General features: G+C 63.2%; 24 protein-coding genes and 1 tRNA gene (1 of these 25 only partly in view). 12 read left to right on the top strand and 13 right to left on the bottom strand.

What is annotated here, in order from left to right; all coding sequences use genetic code 11:
- Nucleotides 1-44: 44 nt before the first annotated feature.
- A tRNA-Ser gene (locus MB02_RS16895) sits at nucleotides 45-134 on the bottom strand.
- 218 nt (nucleotides 135-352) lie between these two features.
- Here MB02_RS16895 and MB02_RS16890 point away from each other — a divergent pair.
- Both MB02_RS16890 and MB02_RS16885 read left to right on the top strand, forming a co-directional pair.
- Nucleotides 353-1,159: a DUF1134 domain-containing protein gene (locus MB02_RS16890; RefSeq protein ID WP_067540631.1), complete on the top strand. Its 807-nt coding sequence runs from the start codon at nucleotides 353-355 to the stop codon at nucleotides 1,157-1,159.
- An 88-nt stretch (nucleotides 1,160-1,247) separates the two neighbouring features.
- Nucleotides 1,248-2,429: an amino acid aminotransferase gene (locus MB02_RS16885; RefSeq protein ID WP_067540628.1), complete on the top strand. Its 1,182-nt coding sequence runs from the start codon at nucleotides 1,248-1,250 to the stop codon at nucleotides 2,427-2,429.
- A gap of 72 nt (nucleotides 2,430-2,501) precedes the next feature.
- Here MB02_RS16885 and MB02_RS16880 read toward each other — a convergent pair whose 3' ends face one another.
- The 6 genes from MB02_RS16880 to MB02_RS16855 all read right to left on the bottom strand — a co-directional run bounded on the left by MB02_RS16880 (nucleotide 2,502) and on the right by MB02_RS16855 (nucleotide 6,415).
- The gene (locus MB02_RS16880) at nucleotides 2,502-3,119 is read right to left on the bottom strand and encodes a riboflavin synthase (RefSeq protein WP_067540669.1); all 618 of its coding nucleotides are present in this window, start codon (nucleotides 3,117-3,119) and stop codon (nucleotides 2,502-2,504) included.
- Between the two features lie 19 nt (nucleotides 3,120-3,138).
- Nucleotides 3,139-4,116, bottom strand: a complete 978-nt coding sequence (gene ribD / locus MB02_RS16875; RefSeq protein WP_235829563.1) for a bifunctional diaminohydroxyphosphoribosylaminopyrimidine deaminase/5-amino-6-(5-phosphoribosylamino)uracil reductase RibD — start codon at nucleotides 4,114-4,116, stop codon at nucleotides 3,139-3,141.
- Nucleotides 4,103-4,546 carry a hypothetical protein gene (locus MB02_RS16870; protein ID WP_067540625.1) on the bottom strand — a complete coding sequence of 148 codons (444 nt, stop codon included), beginning with the start codon at nucleotides 4,544-4,546 and terminating at the stop codon, nucleotides 4,103-4,105. The genes ribD and MB02_RS16870 overlap by 14 nt, the downstream gene beginning before the upstream one ends.
- A gap of 86 nt (nucleotides 4,547-4,632) precedes the next feature.
- The gene (locus tag MB02_RS16865; RefSeq protein ID WP_067540622.1) at nucleotides 4,633-5,355 is read right to left on the bottom strand and encodes a M48 family metallopeptidase; all 723 of its coding nucleotides are present in this window, start codon (nucleotides 5,353-5,355) and stop codon (nucleotides 4,633-4,635) included.
- Nucleotides 5,356-5,360: 5 nt separating this feature from the next.
- Nucleotides 5,361-5,813 (bottom strand): YcgN family cysteine cluster protein, encoded by a 453-nt coding sequence (locus tag MB02_RS16860; protein WP_067540619.1) that lies wholly within the window; start codon nucleotides 5,811-5,813, stop codon nucleotides 5,361-5,363.
- A complete protein-coding gene (locus tag MB02_RS16855; RefSeq protein WP_067540616.1) occupies nucleotides 5,801-6,415 on the bottom strand; it encodes an SCO family protein in 615 nt (204 codons plus the stop codon). The genes MB02_RS16860 and MB02_RS16855 overlap by 13 nt, the downstream gene beginning before the upstream one ends.
- 77 nt (nucleotides 6,416-6,492) lie before the next feature.
- Between MB02_RS16855 and MB02_RS16850 the strand changes: the two genes are divergently transcribed.
- From MB02_RS16850 to ssb, 5 genes are all read left to right on the top strand, one after another.
- Complete coding sequence (locus tag MB02_RS16850; protein WP_156495573.1) at nucleotides 6,493-7,110, top strand: ankyrin repeat domain-containing protein; 618 nt, start codon at nucleotides 6,493-6,495, stop codon at nucleotides 7,108-7,110.
- Nucleotides 7,111-7,112: 2 nt separating this feature from the next.
- Nucleotides 7,113-7,775, top strand: a complete 663-nt coding sequence (locus tag MB02_RS16845; protein ID WP_067540613.1) for a COQ9 family protein — start codon at nucleotides 7,113-7,115, stop codon at nucleotides 7,773-7,775.
- A 95-nt stretch (nucleotides 7,776-7,870) separates the two neighbouring features.
- The gene (locus tag MB02_RS16840; RefSeq protein ID WP_067540610.1) at nucleotides 7,871-8,110 is read left to right on the top strand and encodes a FeoA family protein; all 240 of its coding nucleotides are present in this window, start codon (nucleotides 7,871-7,873) and stop codon (nucleotides 8,108-8,110) included.
- On the top strand, nucleotides 8,110-9,960 hold the full coding sequence (gene feoB / locus MB02_RS16835) for a ferrous iron transporter B (protein ID WP_156495572.1): 1,851 nt from the start codon (nucleotides 8,110-8,112) through the stop codon (nucleotides 9,958-9,960). The genes MB02_RS16840 and feoB overlap by 1 nt, the downstream gene beginning before the upstream one ends.
- A gap of 18 nt (nucleotides 9,961-9,978) precedes the next feature.
- The gene (gene ssb, locus MB02_RS16830) at nucleotides 9,979-10,509 is read left to right on the top strand and encodes a single-stranded DNA-binding protein (protein ID WP_067540605.1); all 531 of its coding nucleotides are present in this window, start codon (nucleotides 9,979-9,981) and stop codon (nucleotides 10,507-10,509) included.
- 55 nt (nucleotides 10,510-10,564) lie between these two features.
- On the opposite strand, the gene MB02_RS16825 is transcribed toward ssb, so the two are convergent.
- On the bottom strand, nucleotides 10,565-11,101 hold the full coding sequence (locus MB02_RS16825) for a YceD family protein (RefSeq protein WP_067540602.1): 537 nt from the start codon (nucleotides 11,099-11,101) through the stop codon (nucleotides 10,565-10,567).
- Nucleotides 11,098-11,616: a ubiquinol-cytochrome C chaperone family protein gene (locus MB02_RS16820; protein WP_067540599.1), complete on the bottom strand. Its 519-nt coding sequence runs from the start codon at nucleotides 11,614-11,616 to the stop codon at nucleotides 11,098-11,100. Before MB02_RS16820 ends, MB02_RS16825 begins: the two co-directional genes overlap by 4 nt.
- A 147-nt stretch (nucleotides 11,617-11,763) precedes the next feature.
- On the opposite strand from MB02_RS16820, the gene MB02_RS16815 reads away from it, so the two are divergent.
- The 4 genes from MB02_RS16815 (at nucleotide 11,764) to MB02_RS16800 (ending at nucleotide 14,466) form a co-directional block, all read left to right on the top strand.
- Entirely contained in the window at nucleotides 11,764-12,222 is a 459-nt protein-coding gene (locus MB02_RS16815) for an outer membrane protein assembly factor BamE (RefSeq protein ID WP_067540660.1), read from the top strand.
- Between the two features lie 48 nt (nucleotides 12,223-12,270).
- Complete coding sequence (gene hslV, locus MB02_RS16810; protein WP_082826277.1) at nucleotides 12,271-12,858, top strand: ATP-dependent protease subunit HslV; 588 nt, start codon at nucleotides 12,271-12,273, stop codon at nucleotides 12,856-12,858.
- A 94-nt stretch (nucleotides 12,859-12,952) separates the two neighbouring features.
- Nucleotides 12,953-14,254, top strand: coding sequence for an ATP-dependent protease ATPase subunit HslU (hslU, locus tag MB02_RS16805; protein WP_067540593.1), 1,302 nt, complete (start codon nucleotides 12,953-12,955; stop codon nucleotides 14,252-14,254).
- Between the two features lie 11 nt (nucleotides 14,255-14,265).
- Nucleotides 14,266-14,466 carry a DUF1737 domain-containing protein gene (locus tag MB02_RS16800; RefSeq protein ID WP_067540590.1) on the top strand — a complete coding sequence of 67 codons (201 nt, stop codon included), beginning with the start codon at nucleotides 14,266-14,268 and terminating at the stop codon, nucleotides 14,464-14,466.
- 62 nt (nucleotides 14,467-14,528) lie between these two features.
- On the opposite strand, the gene MB02_RS16795 is transcribed toward MB02_RS16800, so the two are convergent.
- The 3 genes from MB02_RS16795 to MB02_RS16785 form a co-directional block, all read right to left on the bottom strand.
- Nucleotides 14,529-16,013 (bottom strand): SulP family inorganic anion transporter, encoded by a 1,485-nt coding sequence (locus MB02_RS16795; RefSeq protein ID WP_067540587.1) that lies wholly within the window; start codon nucleotides 16,011-16,013, stop codon nucleotides 14,529-14,531.
- A 122-nt stretch (nucleotides 16,014-16,135) separates the two neighbouring features.
- Nucleotides 16,136-17,521, bottom strand: a complete 1,386-nt coding sequence (locus MB02_RS16790) for a peptide MFS transporter (RefSeq protein WP_067540584.1) — start codon at nucleotides 17,519-17,521, stop codon at nucleotides 16,136-16,138.
- A gap of 9 nt (nucleotides 17,522-17,530) precedes the next feature.
- A complete protein-coding gene (locus tag MB02_RS16785; protein WP_067540657.1) occupies nucleotides 17,531-19,363 on the bottom strand; it encodes an ABCB family ABC transporter ATP-binding protein/permease in 1,833 nt (610 codons plus the stop codon).
- Between the two features lie 39 nt (nucleotides 19,364-19,402).
- Between MB02_RS16785 and MB02_RS16780 the strand changes: the two genes are divergently transcribed.
- The gene (locus MB02_RS16780; RefSeq protein WP_156495571.1) at nucleotides 19,403-20,365 is read left to right on the top strand and encodes a glycosyltransferase family 2 protein; all 963 of its coding nucleotides are present in this window, start codon (nucleotides 19,403-19,405) and stop codon (nucleotides 20,363-20,365) included.
- On the opposite strand, the gene MB02_RS16775 is transcribed toward MB02_RS16780, so the two are convergent.
- Nucleotides 20,337-20,872 carry the end of an oligosaccharide flippase family protein gene (locus tag MB02_RS16775; RefSeq protein WP_067540579.1) on the bottom strand. It continues 934 nt past the right edge of the window, so only the last 536 of its 1,470 coding nucleotides appear in the window; its start codon lies off the right edge, out of view; its stop codon occupies nucleotides 20,337-20,339. The two genes, MB02_RS16780 and MB02_RS16775, sit on opposite strands and share 29 nt — an antisense overlap.

Here is a 20,872-nt window from a genome sequence, read left to right as displayed (position 1 = left end):
GTGGCCCGCCGCTTCCGCAAGAGAAGCCTTCTGATTCGGGAAGATGGCGGAGACGGAGGGATTCGAACCCTCGATACCCTTACGAGTATGGTTCCTTAGCAGGGAACTGGTTTCAGCCACTCACCCACGTCTCCGGAACGCCTTGGCGGCAGACGGCGCGCTATAACGGCGGTGGGGTGCCCCGGCAAGTACACCTTTCAGGAAATTTGCTGTGGCCCCGATCACAGCTTGATCGATTCAATTCGGCCCGAAAGAGACTCGCTTCGTCGAGCGTTCATTGCCGCTTCACCTGCCATGGACTCATGCTGTTTCCTTAGGAATAGTCCGTTTCTGACGGGTCTGGGGATCGCACATGACGTTTTTCGCCGCCACATTACGCCGCCATGCTGCCGGTGCTCTGGCGGGCCTTGCTCTCATGCTTGGCGCTGCGCCGCTTGCCGCGCAGCAAGGGGAGCTCCCGATCGACGGCGATCTCGCCGCGCCGGATTCGGCCGCCGCGACGACGCCAGCGGGCAGTGCCCCCGAATCTGCCGATACCTGGGGCAGCGAACCGGTATCGGGCAACGGCACGCCGATGCCTGCGGAAACCCCCGCGGATCCGGTGGTGACCTCTCCCGATGCGTCGAAGGCGGCAAGCCAGGCCGCAGGCGATCCTGCCGGGGCGGCGGCGGAAGGCAAGACTTACAAGCGCGACGATCTGGTCGGCGCAGCAGAAGGCGTGTTCGGCAAAGGGGCTGAAGGGCTGGCCCGCATGATCGAGAGCTGGCTGGAAAAGCAGGGTGAGCCCAATGCCTACATCGTCGGCCGCGAAGGCGGCGGTGCGATCGGCATCGGTTTGCGTTACGGTTCGGGCACGCTGTACCACAAGGTGGAAGGCGAACGCCCGGTCTATTGGACGGGCCCGTCGATCGGTTTCGACGTGGGTGCCAATGTCGGCAATACCTTCGTGCTGGTCTATAATCTCTATGACACGGAAGACATCTACAAACGCTTCCCCGCTGTCGAAGGGCAGGCCTACGTGATTGGCGGATTCAACGCCAGTTATCTGCGGAATGGTGACACTGTGCTGATCCCGATTCGCATGGGGGCAGGCCTGAGGCTTGGCGTGAATGCAGGCTATATGAAGATCCGCAAGACCCAGAAGTGGATTCCTTTCTGAGGAACTGGGCCGCCGGGCGGGGCATTTGATGCCGCAAACGCGATTTTCCAGTTGATAGAAAGCAGGCACATCGGCAAGGAGCGGCGCCATGCTAGATAGCCTGAATCAACAGCCCGCCGATGCGCTCCTCGCGCTCATCAAGCTCTACGATGCGGACCCGCGCGCCGACAAGATCGACCTTGGCGTTGGCGTCTATCGCACCAATGATGGAGCGACGCCCGTTTTCTCTGCGGTCAAGGCCGCCGAACAGAAGCTGGTGGCCGAACAGGATTCGAAAGCCTATCTCGGCCCGGAAGGCGACATGGGCTTCGTCCATGCGCTGATGCCCTACATTTTCGGCTCCAAGGACCCGACCATGGGGGGGCGGATAGATGGAATGCAGGTGCCCGGTGGTACCGGCGGGCTCCGGCTTGCTTTCGCACTGGCGAAGCGCAGCGGAATCAACCGTATCATCACCGGCACCCCGACCTGGCCGAACCATCCTCAGATCCTTGCCGATCTCGAGATGGAAAGCGTCGGGTTCAGTCATGCCGGCCCGGTTGGGACGGCGGACATGGCGGCATTGCGTGCGGCGATCGCCGATGCCCAGCCGGGTGATGCGATCCTGCTTCATGGTTGCTGCCACAACCCGACCGGTATCGATTACACTCCCGAAGAGTGGGACGAAGTTGCCAGGCTGGTTGCGGACAGCGGTTTGCTGCCGATCATCGACCTTGCCTATCAGGGCCTTGGCCGTGGGATGGATGAAGACGCCGCCGGGCTGCGCAAGGTCCTGGCTGCCGTTCCCGAAGCGATGATCTGTTATAGCTGCGACAAGAACTTCGGGCTCTACCGGGATCGGGTTGGTGCGTTCTATGTCATGGGCAAGAGCGCCGAGAGTACGGTGAAAGTCCTTTCCAACGGCCACGTCCTGGCCCGGACCAACTGGTCGCAGCCGCCGGATCATGGGGCGGCCGCCGTGCGGCTGGTGCTGCGCGACGAAAGCCTGACCAAGCAATGGCTGGCTGAACTCGACGCCATGCGCACGCGGATGCGCGATGTGCGCAAGGCATTGGCTGCCGCGGACAACCGCGTAGCGGGCCTCGATCTTGCCCCGCTGGCACACCAGAACGGGCTCTTTTCCATGCTGGCGCTCGACAAGGATCAGATCCTTGCGATTCGCGAAAAGCACGGCGTCTATATGGCGGGTTCCGGCCGCATCAACGTGGCGGGGCTGACGATGGGCAACATCCAGAAGTTCATCGACGCGCTGGCCGACGTTACGGCCTGATTCAGCGAAACGACGAAGCGGCGGCTGTTTCCTTTTGGGATCAGCCGCCGTTTTGCTGCGTGGCCGGGCCGTTCAGCCTCTCAGGCTTTGCATTCGCTGGAGATACCGGGCGAGAACGTCGATCTCCAGATTGACCTTATGGCCTTCCCAAAGATCGCCCAGCGTCGTGACCGCGGCTGTGTGCGGGATGATGTTGAGGCCGAAATGGGCCGAACCGTCCGCCTGGTCTTCCACCGTGTTCACGGTGAGCGATACGCCATCGACAGTGATCGACCCTTTGGGAGCGATGTAGGCGGCGATCTCTTTCGGCGCCGCAATGGTCAGACGCGTCGAATCCCCGTCTTTGCCGCGCGCGGCAACGGTTCCGACGGCATCGACATGGCCAGTCACGATATGGCCGCCCAATTCGTCGCCCAGCTTCAGAGCCAGTTCGAGGTTCAGCTTGCGGCCTTCCACCCACCGGTCCGGCACCGTGCAGGCCTGAGTCTCGCCGGAAATGTCGACAGTGAACCACGCGTCGCCAGCACTGCCGCCGCGTTCGATGACGGTCAGGCAAACGCCCGAACAGGCGATCGATGCGCCGATGGCGATTGCCGCCGGATCGTAGGGGCAAGCGATCGTGGCGCGCAGGTCGCCGCGCACGGTCGTGTCTTTGATAGTGCCGATGGCGGTGACTATGCCGGTGAACATCGTATCCCTTTCGACGGTCTCAGGACCGTTTGCGCTCATAGGTTTCCAAAGTGTCGCTGCCAAGCGTAAGCCGATCACCGGACTGCCATCGGCCATGCGCAGAGGCTAGGTCGGCGATCCCGATATCGCCAATCGCATGGCGGCCTGCACCGATCACGACCGGCGCACGGTAAAGTAGCAGGCGGTCGACCAGATCGGCCTTGAGAAAGGCTGCGGCACAGGCGGCCCCGCCTTCGACGAAGAGATATTGCACGCCGTCCATATCCGCGATCGCTTCGGGCGAGGCAATCGCCTGCCATCCGGCTGGCGCAGCGCCGCGCGTCAGGACCCAGCGTTCCGGACTGCGGGCTTCGAGCCCCGAGAGCCTGACGTCTAGCCGGGGCGAATCGGCCCGCAGCGTGCCGCCGCCGACAAGGATTGCGTCTGCCTTGGCACGCATGGAATGGACATGGGCGCGTGCTGCCTCGCCCGTGATCCATTGGCTGGTGCCGTCGGCCAGGGCAATGCAGCCGTCGAGCGAAGTCGCAAGCTTGAGCGTGACATGCGGCCGTCCGTGGCGGCGCTGCATGAGATAGCCTTCCAGACTGATCCTGGCGGCCGGAATCGGCAGCAGCCGTACAGTGATCCCGGCGGCGCGCAACCGGGCAAAGCCGTCGCCTGCGGTACGCGGATCGGGGTCTTCCACCCCGGCAATCACCGTGGCGATTCCCGATTCGCAGATCAGCGATGTGCAGGATGGGCCGCGTGCGCTCTGGTGGGCGCAGGGCTCCAGCGTGACATAGAGTGTTGCTCCGCGTGCCGCCTCACCTGCCATGGCCAGTGCTTCTGCTTCGGCATGGGGACGCCCGCCGGGACGGGTCCAGCCGCGTCCGACCACCACGCCGTCGCGAATGATCACCGCACCCACTGCAGGATTGGGGCGGCTGACGGGGCGGCCGCGTGCCGCCAGTCTGGCGGCGGAGGCCAGCCAGTATTCGTCCGGCCTATTCGGTCGCAACGCTTCGGCCCCGCAACTCCGCCTGCTGCTGTGCTTCGGCGCGTGCTTCCGCCGCGCGTTCGGCTTCCGCATCGCGCTCTATCTTGTCGACATCCATGCCCGATATGCGGCCGAGCGTGCGATAGATGCCCTTGACCCTTTCGTCGCGTTCTGCCTGTTCGGCGGCCAGCTTGTCCTGAACTTTCTGATTGGCCAGATTGGACGCGGCAATTTCCTTGTCGCTTCGTCCGGGGGCGAAGGTCGTGATGTAAGTGATTTCGGGGCGTGGGGGCGGGCCGACTGCCTCTTCCTGCCACATGACCGAGAAGATAGTGAAGGTGGCAAGCGCGGACGCCCCGATGATCGGCCAGCGATAGGGCGTGGGGCGCATGAATTCGTGCGCGAAATCGCGGACGGCGCGGGAAGGGGAGATTTTCCGCCAGAAGCTCATGCGCGCCTAGATAGGGGCGTGCACCCGGCATAGCCAGTGTTTCGTTGCCATGGAGGGTCGGTTGCGGTCGGCGGCGAGGCCGTGGATCAGCCGAAAGCGGTGTAGAGACTGCGCCCTTCGCGTTTGAGCCAGCCGTTTGCAGCAGCCAGATCGCCATCGAACAGGTCATTCAGCAGAGCATGGAACGCAGGCGAATGATCGAAATGGACGAGGTGGGCTACTTCATGCGCGACGACGGATCGGCGCACGGCTTCCGGTGCCTGGACAAGCCGCCAGTTCAGGCGGATGGTGCCGTCGCCCGCGCAACTGCCCCACCGCCGCTGGGCGCGTGACAGGCGCAGGACGGGCGTGGCCACTTGCGCGCGGGAGCAATAATGGGACAAGTCGCTGCCCATCAGGGTCAGCGCTTCGGCTTCCAGCCAGCGGCGCAGGCGTGCGGCAAGGCCCGCTTCCGGGCCGCCCGCCAGAATGCGCCCGTCCTCTATCCGGGGTTTGCGCGGCAGGCCGGGTGACCAGACGATGCGCAAGGCGTGGCCGCAATGGTGCAGGGTGCCGCCGGGCACGGGCGGGATGGCGTCCGGAACGCGGGCCATCTGGTTTTCCAGCCAGTCGCTGCGCGAACGGGCGAAGTCGACCGCGTCGGCTGTGCGGCCCCATCGCGGCAAGGTTACGCGTATTTCGCTGCCATCGGGGGCGAGGCGCAAGGTCATGCGGGTGGCGCGGGCATGGCGGCGCAAGACGATGGGCACTGTGCGCCCGGCGAGATCGAGCGCTGGCGGTTCACTGGACCTGCGCAGCCAGTCGATCATGCGTTCTACCCGCTGGCGACGTCGGGCCAGTCGACCATGTGGTGTTCCAGCGGCCCGGCCTCGGTTTCGCTAATCACCCGGCCCACCACCGAAACGCCGGCTTCATGCACTGTCTCGCGGCTACCCGAAACAAGGTAATGCCAGTCGGGCAGGGGCCTGCCTTCCGCCCGCAGGCGATAGGCACAGGTCTTGGGCAGCCAATGCTGCTGGCCGACATTGCGCGCGGTCAGCCGCAGGCAGTCGGGCACGTATGTCTTGCGGTGGCGGTAATCCTTGCACTGCGCGGTTGCAGTATCGAGCAGCTTGCAGGCGACATTGGTGTGCAGGATTTCGCCCGTGTCGGCATCCTCCAGCTTGTGCAGGCAGCACTGGCCGCACCCGTCGCACAAGGCTTCCCATTCGCTGCGGCTCAGTTCTGCCAGCGGCAGGGTCCAGAAGCGGGGTCTCAATGTATCCATCGGGCCAGTTCCGCCGCGACCGCTTCAGGGCCGGCATCGACCGGCACCAGCGCAATCGGTTCGCCCTTGCGGCCCATCAGGTAAGTGCCCCGGCTATGGTCCATCAGATAGCCGCCGCCCGGAGATACGTCGCCTTTGGCGTAATAGACGCTGAACGCCTTGGCCGCCGCATCGACCTGTTCGGGCGTGCCGGTGAGGCCCAGCAGGCGGTCGGAAAACGCGCCGGTAAATTCCCCGACCACTTCAGGAGTATCGCGTTCGGGGTCGATCGAGATGAACATCGGCTGGACCTGATCCGCCAGGTCGGGATGCTGCTTGGCGAACAGGGCGAAACCCTGCATCAGCTTCTGCATGTCGAACGGGCAGACGTCAGGGCAGTATGTGTAACCGAAATAGACGATGCGATAACGCCCGTCGAAATCGGACCAGCGCACGGTTTTCCCGTCCTTGTCGATCAGAGTGAACGGCCCGCCGATGCGCGCATCGGCCAGCGGGGCCTGTGCGGTGCTGTTGTCGGCAGTGGTGGAAGCGTCGCAGCCGGCAAGTGCCAGGGCCGCAGCGAGGGGCAGGAACAGTTGCTTCATCATAGCGCGTCGGTTCATGCTCTGCTAACCCCACGACGGCAAGGGCTGAGTCCCTTATTATATCGCTTGGAGATGAAGGAGAGATTGCAGTGGCGATGCGAAAGGCATGGATGAAGCTGTGGCTGGCGCTGTGCGCGGGTGTGCTGACCGTGCCGTCGGTGGCTCATGCGCAATTTTCCGACAGCTACAAATTTCTCGAAGCGGTCAAGAAAGCCGATGGCGATACCGCGACCAAATATCTCAATGAACCGGGCACCACGATCGTCAATACCCGCGATGTGACATCCGGTGAAACCGGCCTGCATCTCACCGTCGCCCGCCGCGATCTGACATGGACACGGTTCCTGCTCCAGCATGGGGCTAATCCCAACATCGGCGACAAACACGGCGTGACGCCGCTGGTGCTGGCGGCCCGGCTGGGTTTCGTGGAAGGGGTGGATGAACTGATCGCCAATGGCGCGCGCGTCAACGATGCCAACGACACGGGGGAAACACCCCTGATCTCGGCAGTTCACCGCAAGGATATTCCGGTCATGCGCGCTTTGCTCAAGGCTGGAGCGGATGCGGATCGCCCGGATAATTCCGGCCGCTCGGCGCGCGATTACGCGGCGCTGCAAGGGGCAGGCAGTTCGACTCTCGCGGAGATTCAGGCCCGCGCCAAGTCGCAGCAGGAAAGCCGGGATGAAGGCCAGGTCTACGGACCGAGCTTCTGACGATGGGCCAGTCCGCCGCCGATCTCACGCTTGACGAAATTCGCGCTTTGCTCGCGCCGGGAATTGCCGCGAATGCTGCATTCGACGGGTGGAGCGAGACCGCACTCGATGCGGCGGCCGTGGCTGCCGGTGTCGATCCGGCAGCGGCGCGGTTCGCCTTTCCCGGCGGCCCGGCGGATATGATCGGTGCATGGATTGACGGAATCGACACGGCCATGGCGGCTGCCTTGCCGGCGGACCAACTCGCGACCTTGCCGGTGCGGGAACGGATCCGGCGGCTGGTGCAGTTCCGGCTGGATGCCGTCGCGGGCCGCGAAGAGGCTGTCCGCCGGGCGCTGGCGATCTTCGCAATGCCGCAGAATGCGACGACGTCCCTCAAGCGGGGGTGGCACAGCGCCGACCTGATGTGGCGGCTCGCCAACGATACGGCGAGCGATTTCAATCACTATACCAAACGCACGATCCTAGGCGGGATCTATGCCGCGACTCTCGCAGTGTTCGTTGATGACGAAAGCGAGGGAAAGGCGGAAACCAAGGCGTTCCTCGACCGCAGGATCGCTGGCATCATTCGCTTCGAAAAGGCCAAGATGCGCTTGGTTCCCCCGGCCGACCGCCATTTCAGCATGGCCCGCTTTCTTGGCCGCCTGCGTTATCCGGCCCGGTGAAGACATTCGACTGCATTTAATGCGAACCAGTTGCAATATGTCCGCTAATCTGGCAGCGGGGCGGGCATAGCAAAGCATAGGATGCAGGCCCCGGCATGACATTGGAAGAGCTCCCGACCGGCAAGCGAGCCCGGATCACTGCGGTGGACTGGTCATTGCTGGCACCCGAGGAAGGGCAGCGGCTGCGGGCCATGGGGCTGGACGAGGGTGCGCGCGTTGCCGTGGCGCATCGCGGGGTCTTTGCCGGGCGTGATCCTCTCTCGATCATGGTGGGGCGTATGAGTGTGGCGATTCGCCGCAGCCATGCCCAGGCCATGCAGGTCGAGGCGCTGTGATGCGGATGCGTACAGCAGCTCTGGTTGGGAATCCCAATGCCGGCAAAAGCGCGCTGTTCAATGCTTTGACCGGCGCGCGGCAGAAGATTGCCAACTATCCCGGCGTTACAGTGGAACGGAAAGCAGGGCGGCTCGTGCTTCCGTCAGGCGAGCCGGTCGAACTGATCGATCTGCCGGGCAGTTATGGGCTCGACGCCACGAGCCCGGACGAGGAAGTGACGCGCAAGGTCATCCTGGGCGAATTCGCGGGCGAGGCGCAGCCGGAAGTGCTGATCGTCGTGCTCGATGCGTCGAATCTGGAACAGCATCTCGTCTTCGCGCAGGAAGTGATAGAACTCGGGCGTCCCGTCATCGTGGCGCTCAACATGGTCGATCTCGCCCAGCGGGATGGGCTGGTGCTCGATCCCAAGGCATTGGAGCAGGCGCTTGGCGTGCCGGTCATCCCTACGGTGGCCGTGCGGCGCAAGGGGCTGGCGGAACTGATCGCAGCGATTGCGAAAGCGGAAAGCAAGGCCGCGGCAGAACCGGGGGGGCATCCGCGCCCGCATATCACCTTGCCGGAACGGCGCCTTGCGGCACACAACATCGCGCAGGGCGCGATCCTGTCCGAAACGACGCAGCATCGGCTGCATTCGCGGATGGACAAGCTGTTGCTGCATCCGTGGTTGGGGCCGCCGATTCTGTTCGCGCTGCTGTTCGTCATCTTCCAGGCCGTGTTTGCCTGGGCGACGCCGTTCGCCGATGCTCTGGACGCTGCGGTCGGTTCGCTGATCGCAATGGCCAACAGTGTTCTGCCGGCCAGCTTCCTGCGCGACCTGTTGACGGAAGGGGTACTGGCCGGCGTCGGTTCGGTGGTCGTCTTCCTGCCGCAGATCGTCATCCTGTTCGCCTTCATCCTGGTGATGGAAGCGACCGGCTACATGGCCCGCGCCGCTTTCCTGATGGATCGGCTGATGGCGTTCGTCGGCTTGTCGGGCCGGAGCTTCATTCCGTTGCTGTCGAGCTTCGCCTGCGCGATTCCGGGCATCATGGCGACTCGTTCGATTGCCGATCCCAAAGATCGACTGACCACCATTCTGGTCGCCCCGATGATGACCTGTTCGGCCCGCCTGCCGGTCTATACCGTGATTATCGGCGCTTTCATTCCTCATCGCACTGTCGGCTGGGGCATCGGCCTGCAGGGGCTGGTGCTGTTCGCGCTTTACGTAGTGGGTATCATTGGCGCGATGGTGGTGGCGCTGGTGCTGCGGCGTTCGGTTACGAAAGGCGCAGCGAGCGGGTTCATCATGGAATTGCCGAAGTACCAGTTGCCGCGGCTCAGCGATTTGCTGATCGGATTGTGGCAGCGGGCATGGATATTCCTGCGCCGCGCGGGGACGATCATTTTTACGGCGACGGTGATTCTGTGGCTGTTGCTCAGCTTCCCGAAGGCAGCGCCCGGGGAAAGCCAGGTCGATGCGTCGATCGCGGGCAAGATCGCCAATGGTCTGGAAGTGGTGGTCCGGCCGATCGGCTTCAATCATGAAATCGCGCTTGCGCTGGTTCCCGCCATGGCCGCGCGCGAGGTCGCCGTTTCCTCTCTCGCGACGACCTATGCGGTCGATGCCGATGACGAAGACGAAGCCGCGCTGGCGCTTGGGGACAAGCTTTCTTCCCGCTGGAGCCTGCCGACCGCGCTCGCTTTCCTGGCCTGGTTCGTCTTTGCGCCGCAATGCCTGTCGACCATCGCAGTGACGCGGCGTGAAACAAACGGGTGGAAATGGCCCACCTTCATGTTGCTCTACCTCTTCGGGTTGGCCTACGTCTTCGCGGGAATCACTTATTGGAGCGCCGTGGCGCTCGGACTCTAATCCGCGAGAGGGAATTCGATGGCAGGCAGCGTCAACAAGGTCATCCTGGTAGGCAATCTGGGCGCTGATCCGGAAGTTCGCAGCTTCCAGAATGGCGGGCGCGTGTGCAACCTGCGCATCGCGACGTCGGAAAGCTGGAAGGACCGCAACACCGGGGAGCGTCAGGAACGCACCGAGTGGCACTCTGTCGCGATCTTCTCCGAAGGTCTGGTCGGCGTGGCCGAACGGTTCCTGCGCAAGGGGAGCAAGGTCTATATCGAAGGCCAGCTTCGCACGCGCAAATGGCAGGACCAGTCAGGCGCCGATCGCTATACGACGGAAGTCGTTCTGCAGGGGCCCGGCGCGGTTATGACCATGCTCGATGGGGCCCAGGGCGGCGGTGGCGGTGGTGGCCAGCGCGGCGGTGGAAACTGGAACAACGATCGCGGCGGTTCGTCCGGCGGCAGTTGGGGGCAAGATACCGGCGCGTTTGGCGGTTCTTCCTCGGGCGGCAAGTCTTCGGGCGGCAGCCCCATGGGAGATGACTTCGACGACGACATTCCGTTCTGACGGGCTCGTTGCCGAATCAGCCGGAGCGCACTGGCTTCACCAGCAGCGCCCGCTGCTATTCCTTCTTGTCAGTTTTCAGCGCCGCCAGGGCGGCGAAGGGACCGGTCTGTTCTTCATTCAGCAGGCCAGCTTCCTTGCGGGTCTGTTCCGCATTCGGGCCAGTTGCATAGGGGTCGATCGTCAGCGCGAGGCTTTGCGAGATCGCCTCACCCAGATCGAACGCGCCGCCTTCGTATTCGATCTCGTCGCAGTCGTCTTCCGACAACTCTACTTCCTCGTCGGGGCGATATGTCCCCATCGGGACGAAACGAAACATGACCGGTTCTTCCACAGTCACTGAAAGATCGTCTCCCGACACGGCGCAGCTCTGAATATATGCGGCGTGCAGGGTTCCGCTTACGGTCACGGCTTCGCCTTCGGCCTGTAGCGTGACATCGGCTTCAAGCCGTTCGATCGATACCAGGGCGAAGCGCCGGGCGAGTGTGGCGCGTTCGGACTCGTCCGCGACCAGATGCCGCGTGCCATCGCCCATCCGGGCGGGTTCGACCATGCGGGAAAATTCATTGTTCGGCAGGGATGCCTTGTCCGTCATTGCGGGATTCTCCCGGCGATCAGTTCGTCGTCGCCCAATTCCGCGAGCTTCTGTTCGAGCTGACGCAGGGCGCGCGCCGTATCGACCGGATCGGCTCCGTCGACGAGTGTGAGATTGCGAGCGATCGCGGCAGCGAGCGCATCCTCTCCCGGCTGGGCCAGGGCGTCCCGATAGGCCCCGAGCCTGCCGCCGAGGACAGACATCAGCCGTCCGATATGCTTGCCCACCACGACGTCGCCCACGCCCGATTCGCGCAGCTGCCCGTCCATATCCTCGACGAACAGTTCGGTCAGCAGCACCGGGGGGCCTTTCAGTTCCGGGTCACGTTCCAGCCGAAGCAGCACGAGGCACAACGCGGCGGTTATCATGTCGAACCGTCCGGCGACTGTATCGGCCACGCCGTGCTGGGCATACCATTTCGGTTCGCGCGAAATTTCGACCACCCTGTGCCATAGGGGGCGCAGGGCTTCACGCGGGTCGGCTGTGCGTTGGAAAAGGCGCGATAGCAGTGACATGGGCACCCTCATTCAGGGACAATTCAAACCGTCGGCGTCAAGCGCCATTGCACGGCAGGCCAATGGGCCTTAAGGCTCTCGCCCGTATAGGGGCCGTTGCGCGTAAGGCAATCGGCTCTGTCACGCGACGAATCGGAGATGCAGGTAATGAATGCTTTCGGGCGGATCGGGCTGGTAGCGGCGCTTGCGGCGGCCACGCTCACGGCAGGCTGCACGACGATCAAGGAAAAGCGTGGCTATCTCGCGGAAGACGTGCTGCTCAATGCCGTCCATCCCGGGATCGACAACAAGCAATCCGTTGAAGGGACTCTGGGCCGCCCGACGTTTGAAAGCCACTATGGGGCCGACACCTGGTATTATGTGTCGAGCGATACGCGGCAGAAGCCGTTCCGCTCCCCCAAGATCAAGGATCATGCGGTTTTCGCGGTTCATTTCGACCAGGGCGGCAATGTCACCGGTATCGACCGTTCGGGCATGGAGCAGGTCGTGAAGATCGACCCGGAAGGCGACAAGACGCCGGTTCTGGGCAAGGATCGGTCCTTCCTCGAAGATCTGTTCGGCAATATCGGCGCTGTCGGTGCAGCACCCCCTGCTGGCGGTTCGTAAGGCCATACGCCTTGACCTCCGCGCGGCGGGACCCATATCGCCGCAATCATGAATACACCTTCGGATAACGGCCACGGCACCGTCCAGTGGCACGGCACGACCATCATCGGCGTCAAGAAGAACGGCAAGACCGTGATCGCAGGCGATGGGCAGGTTTCCATGGGCAATACGGTGATGAAGCCGAATGCCCGCAAGGTTCGCCGGATTGGTGAAGGCGGTCCCGAACATGGCAAGGTCATAGCCGGTTTCGCCGGGGCGACTGCCGATGCCTTCACCCTGTTCGAACGGCTGGAACGGAAACTGGAACAGTATCGTGGCCAGCTGCTGCGCGCGGCTGTCGAACTGGCCAAGGACTGGCGGACCGACAAGTATCTCCGCAATCTCGAAGCACTGATGATCGTGGCGGACAAGGACGCCTTGCTCGTGCTGACCGGCAATGGCGATGTGCTGGAACCCGAAGGCGGTGACGAATCGCAGATCGCGGCAATCGGTTCGGGCGGCAACTATGCGCTCGCGGCGGCCCGTGCGCTCGATTCCTATGAAGCGGACGCGGAAGAGATCGCTCGCAAGGCGATGAAGGTCGCCGCTGACATCTGCGTATTCACCAACGATCGCGTGACGGTCGAAACGATCTAGTTCAGCGCCTCCCCGTGCGGGAAGGCGACGGGTGCCCACCCGATTGAAGTCCACCCTACAGCTCTCCCGAAAAGGGAGCGGAATCGAGACAGGAATGATCGACAATCTGACCCCCAAGGCGATCGTCGCCGCCCTCGACGAACATATTATCGGACAGGCAGAAGCGAAGCGGGCCGTGGCCGTTGCTTTGCGCAACCGCTGGCGGCGTCAACGGCTCAGCCCGGAATTGCGCGACGAGGTGACGCCGAAGAACATCCTGATGATCGGGCCGACCGGCTGCGGCAAGACCGAGATCAGCCGCCGGCTGGCGAAGCTCGCCGAAGCCCCGTTCGTGAAGGTCGAGGCGACCAAGTTCACAGAGGTCGGCTATGTCGGTCGCGATGTGGAACAGATCGCCCGCGATCTGGCGGAAGAGGCGATCCGGCTGGAAAAGGATCGCCGCCGGGAGGCAGTGCGCGAGGCGGCCTCTCAGGCTGCGATGGAGCGTCTGCTCAATGCACTGGTGGGTGAAAACGCCAGCGAAGCCACGCGGGAGAGCTTCCGCCAGCGGATCATCCAGAACGCGATGAACGACACCGAAGTCGAGATCGAGGTGGAGGATGCCCCCTCCATGCCGATGGAACTGCCCGGAATGGGCGGCAATGTCGGCATGATCAATCTCAGCGACATCATGGGCAAGGCATTCGGCGGGGCGCCGAGGAAGCGTCGCAAGCTGAAGGTCCCCGATGCGTGGGACAAGCTGGTCGATGAAGAATCGGAACGGCGCATGGATCAGGACGATGTTGCCCGGGTCGCGCTGGCCAATGCGGAAACCAACGGCATCGTCTTTCTGGATGAAATCGACAAGATTGCGGTCAGCGATGTGCGCGGCGGTTCTGTCAGCCGGGAAGGGGTGCAGCGCGATCTCCTGCCGTTGATCGAAGGGACGACTGTCGCCACGAAATATGGGCCGATGAAGACGGACCACGTGCTGTTCATCGCCAGCGGTGCGTTCCATGTCGCGAAACCCAGCGACATGCTGCCCGAACTGCAAGGTCGCCTGCCGATTCGGGTCGAATTGCGGGCGCTGACCGAAGAAGACTTCGTTTCCATCCTTTCCGATACGCGGGCAAATCTGGTCGAACAGTACAAGGCGCTGATCGGGACCGAGGAAGTGACTCTGGACTTCGCGCCGGAGGCTGTGCGCGAAGTGGCGAAAATCGCTGCACAGGTGAACGAAAGCGTCGAAAACATCGGCGCTCGCCGTCTGCAGACGGTGATGGAAAAGCTGCTGGAGGAACTCTCGTTCGAAGCAGAGGACCGCAAGGGTGAGACTGTGGCAATCGACGCTGCCTATGTGCGGGAGAGGCTGTCGGATCTCGCCGGTGACAGCGATCTGAGCAAATATATTCTCTGAGGCTGCCCGGCATGTACCAGACACCCGAAGACCGCCCGATCTACCGCCTGCTTACCGGCAAGGATGACCGCGCCTTCTGCGAGCGGGTGTCCGAGGCCCTGGATCAGGGCTGGCGGCTTTACGGATCGCCCACTCTCGCATGGGACGAGGAAGGCGGTTTCATGAAAGCGGCGCAAGCCGTCGTCTGGCATGAGGCCGACGTCTTGAAATGAGTGCATCTTTCCGTGCCTGATCGGTCAGGCACGGATGGCGTCACACACACTCTCTCTGCCGTTTAGTGCGGAAAGGCCCCTGTCTCGACCCCGGTCTTGTCGTGCAGAGCGAACTTGTCGACCAGATCCTGGCTTGCCCGGTTGACCCCAATCACGGTCACAGCGCGGCGTTGACGACGCAGCCGTGCGACAATGTTGTCCAGCGCGCCAATCGCCGAGATGTCCCAGAAATGCGCGTTCGATGTATCGATGACGACATGACGCGCATCGCAATCCATTTTCAGGGCGTCGGTGAAACGCTGGACGGAAGCGAAGAATATCTGACCTGTCACGCGGAACGTCACTGTCTGGCCATCGGGCGAGACAGACCGTTCGACGGCGAACATCCGCTGCACTTTGCCGGCAAAGAAAATGCCCGACAGCAACACACCTGACAGCACGCCGATGGAAAGGTCGTGAGTCGCCACCACGACCACCACTGTGGTCAGCATGACGACTGATGAAGGCCATGGATGATGGCGCAGGTTGCCGATCGAATTCCAGCTGAACGTGCCAATCGACACCATGATCATCACGGCGACGAGCGCCGGCATCGGAACCTGTCCGACCCAGGGGCCGAGCAGTGTCAGCAGGAACAGCAGGAATACGCCTGCCGTCAGCGTCGAAAGCCGGGTGCGGCCGCCGGAGGTGACGTTGATGACCGACTGGCCGATCATCGCGCAGCCGCCCATGCCGCCGAACAGGGCGGCGATGAAGTTGGCGCTGCCCTGGCCCCAGCATTCGCGGCGCTTGTTGCTTTCAGTATGCGTCATGTCGTCGACGATCTGCGCGGTCAGCAGCGATTCGAGCAGTCCCACTGCTGCCATTGCCGCTGAATATGGGGCGATGATCTGCAGGGTTTCCCATGTCAGCGGCACCTGAGGGAGAGCGAGGCTGGGCAGGCCATCAGGCAGGTGGCCCATATCCCCCACGGTATTTACTGGCGCGCCGCTGGCAATGGAGATCGCGGAGAGGACAAGAATCGCGACGAGCGGCGAAGGCACGGCCTTGGTGACGCGGGGCAGCAGATAGATGATCGCAAGCCCGCCCGCGACCATCGCATACGTTTGCCATGTCACATTGGTCAGCTGCGGCAACTGGGCCATGAAGATCAGAATGGCGAGCGCATTGACGAAGCCGGTGATGACGGAGCGGGAAACGAACTGCATCAGGAGATCGAGCCTGGCGAGCCCGGCGAGCGCCTGAAAAACCCCCATCAGGATCGTTGCCGCGAACAGGTATTCGACCCCATGATCGCGGACCAAAGGTGTGACAAGCACGGCCACAGCCGCAGTCGCGGCGGAAATCATACCGGGCCGTCCGCCGGTAAAGGAAATGACGATTGCGATCGCCACGGACGCATAAAGGCCCACGCGCGGATCGACGCCCGCGATGATCGAAAAGCCGATCGCTTCGGGGATCAGCGCCAGCGCGACAACCATTCCGGCCAGAATGTCGGCACGCGGATTCGAGAGCCAGTCGCGGTGAACCGCGCCGGGAATGCCCATTATTCCATCTCCATGAACGCCCGGCGGCATGTCGGAATGCCGAGGGTGCGGGCGGTTTGTGCGTTGCAGCAAAGCCCCTGCCGGATCGTGCCTGCCGATGCAACCCCGCAGGGTCAGGCGGGCTAGGTCTGTCCGTCGGGCTCCGGCATGGCCTCTTCAGGGCCAAAGTAACGGGTCAGCGGCTTGCGCAAGGCGAGTACCGCCAGGCCTGCGCCGCCAACGATCATGGCGTTGATCAGCCAGAAATGGCTGGGCGCCATTTTTTCATACCAGCCGCCCATGTATCCGCTGATCAGGCTGGCGGCGGACGCGGAGAGCGTTTCCACCCCCAGCAGAGTGCCGCGCCATGATGCGGGTGCGCGGCTGGCCCACAGCGCGAGCATGACCGGGGAAAAATAGACCGCGCCGAAATTCGAAATCAGGTGAAACATTACGGGCCACAGCAGAGGGGCCAGTCCATCGGCATTGGCGGCCAGCGGTGCGGCTGCGAGCCAGACGACTGCGCCAGCGAATATCACGCAACCGATCCCGATCTTGGTGAAGATGTCCGGTTCGGTCCCGCGCCGGGCCTGTCTCCGCCAGTGCCAGACGACCAATGGGATGAAGAGCGCCGGGGCAAGGCCGTCCAGTGATTGCATCCATGGCACCGGCACTTCGAAATTGCCCACCGTCAGGTCGACATGATCGCGGACCCAGAGGTTGTAGACATTCCAGATCTGCGCCTGTGCGGTCCAGAAGCAGAGCGACACGGGCCACATCATGACCAGCCCCATGACATTTTGCCGTTCGCGGGAGGTCAGCTTGCTTCGCACCACGGCCTGTCGCTTTGCCCGGTCGGCGGGCAAGTGTCGTGAACCGATGAGATAGACGACCAGCCCGATCAGCATTCCGACTCCGGCGAGCGCGAATCCGGCGTGCCACCCATAGTATTTGGCCACGGTGCCGGTTGCGATCGGGGCGATGAAGGCGCCGAAATTGACAACGAAGCTGTAGACCTGGAACGCGTCTGCAAGCCGCCGGTCGCCTTCGGCATAGAGAGTCTTGATCTGGGCCTTGAGATTGCCGCGCAATAACCCGGCGCCGAGAATGAGGAACAGCAGCGCGAGCAGGAAGCTTTCGTCGAAGGCGAGCGAAAAGTGCCCGGCCGTCATCAGCAGCGCGCCGAGGGTCACAGCCGTTCGCCGGGAAGTCCAACGGTCGCCGATCCACCCACCGATCAGGGGAAAGAAGGTGAGGAAGGCGACATAGAGGCCGAAGGTTTGCGTCGCCAGCGCTTGCGCCGATAGCGGACCGGTGACCCATTCCACTGTCGCGCGATAGCGATCGAAGCCCACAACGTGCTCTATCCGGCCGGGTTTGAGCAATTCGCCCGCCATATAGAGCACGAGCATGGCCTGCATGCCGTGGAAGGAAATGCGATCCCACAGTTCGGTGCCGGAAAGTACCCATAGCCCCCTTGGGTGGCCGAAGCGGTCGGTGCGTTCCGTTTCGGGAGCTCCGGCTGTCATCGCAGAGGCCTATTCTGCTGCCTGTTCGAGCTCATCGCTTTCCGCCTGCTGGCGGGCCCACATTTCGGCATAGAGACCGTCATGGCGCAGCAGTTCGGTATGCGTGCCCGATTCGGCCAGTTTCCCCTCGTTGAGAACGAAGATGCGGTCCGAATCCGCAATGGTGGACAAGCGGTGCGCAATGGAAAGGCTGGTCCGGTTTTCCGCCACCCGATGGAGTGTGGCGAGAATGTCCTGTTCCGTCCGCGTGTCGAGCGCGCTGGTGGCTTCGTCGAGCAGCAGGATCGGCGGGTTCTTGACCAGCGTGCGGGCAATGGCCACGCGTTGCTTCTCTCCGCCCGACAGTTTGAGCCCGCGTTCGCCCACTTCCGTATCGAAGCGTTGGGGCAGGCGGTCGATCAACGACATGAGGGCCGCGGCCCGCGCGGCTTCTTCGATCTCGGCGGCGCTGGCGCCTCCGCTCTCGCTGGGGCGGCCATATCCGATGTTGTAGCCGATAGTGTCGTTGAACAGCACCGAATCCTGGGGGACGATGCCAATCGCCGCACGCAGGCTCGCCTGGGTGACATGGCTGATATCCTGCCCGTCGATCAGAATGCGGCCCGACGCCGGATCGTAGAAGCGGAAAATCAGCCTGGCGATAGTGCTCTTGCCCGCGCCGGAAGGCCCGACGATTGCGACGTGGCTGCCTGCGGGGACTTCGAAGCTGAGACCGTGCAGAATGGTGCGATCCGGTTCGTAACCGAACGTCACGTTGTCGAATGCAAGGCTGGGTTGCCGAATCACCAGTGCGGGTGCCCCCGGCGCGTCCTCGATCTCAACCTGCGTATCCATCAGCTTGAACATTTCGGCCATGTCGATCAGCCCCTGGCGAACCGTGCGATAGACCATCCCGAGCATGTCGAGCGGCCGAAAAAGCTGGGTCAGGTAGGTGTTGACGAACACCAGATCGCCTACTGTCAGCTTGCCCTGGGCCCAACCCCAGACGGTGTAGCCCATGGCGCCAGCCATCAGCAGGTTCACGATCAGCGCCTGCGCTATATTGAGCAGGCCCAGGCTGTTCTCGCTCTTCACCGCGGCGTTGGCATAGGCGCGCGTCGCCTCTGCATAGCGGGCCTGCTCGCGCGCTTCGGCCCCGAAATATTTGACCGTCTCGTAATTGAGCAGCGAATCGACCGAACGGGACATGGCCTGCCCATCCAGTTCGTTCATCCGGGCACGCAGGGCCGTGCGCCACTCGGTGATCGCGCGCGTGGCATAGGCGTAGGCAAGCACGGCAAGGCCGGTCGCCGCGACCAGCCCCCAGCCGAAGTTGACATAGAAGATCACCGCCACTGCAATCAGTTCGACCGAAGTGGGTGCGACATTGAACAGCAGGAAATAGAGCATCACGTCGATGCTCTTGGTGCCGCGCTCGATTACTTTGGTGACTTCGCCCGTGCGGCGTGAAAGGTGGAATCGCAGGGACAGCCGGTGCAGCCGGGCGAAGACATCTTCCGCCAGCGCCCGGGTCGCGTCCTGCCCGACCCGTTCGAACACGATGTTGCGCAAGTTGTCGAACAGGACCCCTGAAAAGCGACCCAGAGCGTAGGCCATGACGAAGGCAAGCGCGACGGTAACGGCCTTGCTGCCTTCCATCGTCATCGCGTCCACCGCGCGCTTATAGAAGAAGGGCAGGGCCAGCATCGTCGTCTTGGCTGCAATAATGAGCAGCACGGCCACTACGATTCGCCTACGCAGGCCACGGTCGTCTGCGGGCCAGAGGTAGGGAAGGAAGCGTTTGAGTGTCTGCCAGCCATCTGCGGGGCTGGTCGTCTTTCCATCGGTTGTGTCGGGCGGCATGAGCCCCATGTGGGCCCTGCCGCGCCGTTCGGCAACGGCATGCTTGCCTTGATTCGATTGACAGCCCCGCCGCCGCACGCTCACAAGCCGCGGATGACTGCCTTGGCGATCGATGTGGTGTTGCGAACGCATAACCGTGCCGCAATGTTGGAAGGGGCAGTCGAATCGCTGTTCGCAGCCGACCGCAGCGGCATCACTTTGCGTCTCCTGCTGGTGGATAACGCCTCTGGCGACGAGACACCGGCAGTGATTCAGCGTCTGGCGGCACGCCATGGCTCCCGGCTCGTTCCGCTCCATGAAAGCCGCCCCGGCGGGCAGCATGCGCTCAATTGTGCGATCGCCCGGGCGGAGGCGCCGGTCATTGCCTTCTTCGATGATGACGAACGGGTCCCGCCGCAGTGGCTGCAGGTCATTGCCCGTGAATTTGCCGATCCCGCGACGGTGTTCGTGGCGGGGCCATACAGGCCTCAGTGGGATGGCGATGTGCCTGCTTGGCTACCCGAAGGGTATGGCGGGGTCCTGGGCATTATCGACTATGGCGACAGGCGGCTGCGTTATTTTCACGATTTTGGCGGGATGCTGACGCAGGGCAACTGTGCGTTGCGTCGCTGGGTGTTTGACCAGACGGGGCCATATCCCCCCGAGTTGGCGACTGCCGAAGACCGCTGGCTCAATTCCTGGCTCGAGCAACGGGATGCCGTGGGGTATTATTGCCCTGACATGGCGATCACCCATCTCATGCAGGAAGAGCGTCTGAACCGCGCATATTTCGAACGCTGGGCGGTGCGCGAGGGGCATGATCGGGCGGTGGCCGACCGCATGGCGGGCCTGGCCAGCCTGTTTCGCCAGCGCTGGTACTGGGGCCGGCTGGTTCGTGCGGCCATCACTGTGCTCCTCGGCCACGGGTCCGAAAGTGAGCGGTTCCGCGCGCGGCTGGATCTCATTCAGGCGAGGGCCAATGCGTGCAAGCGGATCAGGCTGGCGGTTTCCAGCCGAAGGTAAGCGCGACGGGTTCCAGCACCGTGCGCAGCGCCAGCCGCACTTCCTGCGATGCCGGATGACGGCAGGCGAACAGCGCGACCACCCAGATGACAACACCCAGTGCCGCGCCAGCCAGCAGGTCGAGCAGCCCGGCATTGCCCGTGCCGCGCCAGTACAGAATCGCGATCATCGGCAGGCCGGCCGCCAGAGCCGAGAGGGCGCTTTGCGAATAGATCAGCATCATGCGTCGTATGGGAAGCGTCAGCAGGTGGCGCAGAAACACGGCATAGATGCCGAACCAGACGAAAGCATAGACAACCCGGCTGATCGCGGCAGCTTCCAGCGAGATCGTGCTGGCAACTGTCAGAATAGTGACCGCAGCGGCGGTTTCGAGGAAGTTGATCCATACCAGAGTGCGGATTCGCCCCAGCAGGATGGGCACATCCATTTGCAGCGGCATTGCAACGAACAGCATTTCGCCGATTGCCGTCCATAGCAGCAGTGGGGCGACGCCGGTCCATTCCTCGC

It is taken from the genome of Croceicoccus estronivorus (assembly GCF_001625325.1).
In the GTDB taxonomy this organism is placed as follows: domain Bacteria; phylum Pseudomonadota; class Alphaproteobacteria; order Sphingomonadales; family Sphingomonadaceae; genus Caenibius; species Caenibius estronivorus.
The sequence above is the reverse complement of the archived record's forward strand: the minus strand, read 5'-3'. Positions and strand labels throughout refer to the sequence as shown.

What these genes read in the sequence shown, in the direction of transcription:
- MB02_RS16890 (WP_067540631.1), top strand. Translation starts at nt 353, where the DNA reads ATGACGTTTTTCGCCGCCACATTACGCCGCCATGCTGCCGGTGCTCTG.
- MB02_RS16885 (WP_067540628.1), top strand. Translation starts at nt 1,248, where the DNA reads ATGCTAGATAGCCTGAATCAACAGCCCGCCGATGCGCTCCTCGCGCTC.
- MB02_RS16880 (WP_067540669.1), bottom strand. Translation starts at nt 3,119, where the DNA reads ATGTTCACCGGCATAGTCACCGCCATCGGCACTATCAAAGACACGACC.
- MB02_RS16870 (WP_067540625.1), bottom strand. Translation starts at nt 4,546, where the DNA reads ATGAGCTTCTGGCGGAAAATCTCCCCTTCCCGCGCCGTCCGCGATTTC.
- MB02_RS16865 (WP_067540622.1), bottom strand. Translation starts at nt 5,355, where the DNA reads ATGATCGACTGGCTGCGCAGGTCCAGTGAACCGCCAGCGCTCGATCTC.
- MB02_RS16860 (WP_067540619.1), bottom strand. Translation starts at nt 5,813, where the DNA reads ATGGATACATTGAGACCCCGCTTCTGGACCCTGCCGCTGGCAGAACTG.
- MB02_RS16855 (WP_067540616.1), bottom strand. Translation starts at nt 6,415, where the DNA reads ATGAACCGACGCGCTATGATGAAGCAACTGTTCCTGCCCCTCGCTGCG.
- MB02_RS16850 (WP_156495573.1), top strand. Translation starts at nt 6,493, where the DNA reads ATGCGAAAGGCATGGATGAAGCTGTGGCTGGCGCTGTGCGCGGGTGTG.
- MB02_RS16845 (WP_067540613.1), top strand. Translation starts at nt 7,113, where the DNA reads ATGGGCCAGTCCGCCGCCGATCTCACGCTTGACGAAATTCGCGCTTTG.
- MB02_RS16840 (WP_067540610.1), top strand. Translation starts at nt 7,871, where the DNA reads ATGACATTGGAAGAGCTCCCGACCGGCAAGCGAGCCCGGATCACTGCG.
- feoB (WP_156495572.1), top strand. Translation starts at nt 8,110, where the DNA reads ATGCGGATGCGTACAGCAGCTCTGGTTGGGAATCCCAATGCCGGCAAA.
- ssb (WP_067540605.1), top strand. Translation starts at nt 9,979, where the DNA reads ATGGCAGGCAGCGTCAACAAGGTCATCCTGGTAGGCAATCTGGGCGCT.
- MB02_RS16825 (WP_067540602.1), bottom strand. Translation starts at nt 11,101, where the DNA reads ATGACGGACAAGGCATCCCTGCCGAACAATGAATTTTCCCGCATGGTC.
- MB02_RS16820 (WP_067540599.1), bottom strand. Translation starts at nt 11,616, where the DNA reads ATGTCACTGCTATCGCGCCTTTTCCAACGCACAGCCGACCCGCGTGAA.
- MB02_RS16815 (WP_067540660.1), top strand. Translation starts at nt 11,764, where the DNA reads ATGAATGCTTTCGGGCGGATCGGGCTGGTAGCGGCGCTTGCGGCGGCC.
- hslV (WP_082826277.1), top strand. Translation starts at nt 12,271, where the DNA reads ATGAATACACCTTCGGATAACGGCCACGGCACCGTCCAGTGGCACGGC.
- hslU (WP_067540593.1), top strand. Translation starts at nt 12,953, where the DNA reads ATGATCGACAATCTGACCCCCAAGGCGATCGTCGCCGCCCTCGACGAA.
- MB02_RS16800 (WP_067540590.1), top strand. Translation starts at nt 14,266, where the DNA reads ATGTACCAGACACCCGAAGACCGCCCGATCTACCGCCTGCTTACCGGC.
- MB02_RS16795 (WP_067540587.1), bottom strand. Translation starts at nt 16,013, where the DNA reads ATGGGCATTCCCGGCGCGGTTCACCGCGACTGGCTCTCGAATCCGCGT.
- MB02_RS16790 (WP_067540584.1), bottom strand. Translation starts at nt 17,521, where the DNA reads ATGACAGCCGGAGCTCCCGAAACGGAACGCACCGACCGCTTCGGCCAC.
- MB02_RS16785 (WP_067540657.1), bottom strand. Translation starts at nt 19,363, where the DNA reads ATGCCGCCCGACACAACCGATGGAAAGACGACCAGCCCCGCAGATGGC.
- MB02_RS16780 (WP_156495571.1), top strand. Translation starts at nt 19,403, where the DNA reads ATGCTTGCCTTGATTCGATTGACAGCCCCGCCGCCGCACGCTCACAAG.